Below are 469 nucleotides of genomic sequence, written 5' to 3'. Positions count from 1 at the left end.
ATAAAATATCTAAGTATATAGATGTTCCTAACTTAAAGAAAACGGAGTCGATACTTCCTATTGGACTTTTATCGTCTGGATTACTAGGGAATTTAGTATTAAAAGAATTCGATAAAAAAATCAAAGAAGAGATTAATCCAAGTTATTACGGCAGATATGTTGACGATATCTTATTAGTTACAACAAATTTTAAGGTTGAAGAAACTGCTATTTCCCCAGTGAATAAGTTCCTTTTCAAATACTTCGTGAAAAGAGGATTATTTGGTTTAAGTAATATCCCTAAAGAATTTAGGTCAAAAAAAGCAGACGGTAAAGAGGAATATTTTGAGCCTAAAGCCCAATCATTTTCCGACAGAGAAATAGTTTATCATAAGCTTTTAGCAGAAGATGTTAAATTCAATCTAACAACAAACCCAAGTCTAGAGATTCAATCTAAAAAAGTAATTCTTCAAAATTTCAATAGTTTAGA

The 469-nt window shown here is 29.6% G+C and carries 1 protein-coding gene; it reads left to right on the top strand.

Translation table 11 applies throughout. From position 1 onward, the window contains the following. Positions 1-469 (top strand): RNA-dependent RNA polymerase family protein (locus tag CS062_RS26035; protein WP_259373127.1); only part of this gene is annotated, 469 nt, incomplete at both ends.

The organism is Roseateles chitinivorans, assembly GCF_002761755.1.
GTDB classification, from domain to species: Bacteria; Pseudomonadota; Gammaproteobacteria; order Burkholderiales; family Burkholderiaceae_C; genus Roseateles; species Roseateles chitinivorans.
This window is presented reverse-complemented; position numbering and strand designations above follow the sequence as displayed.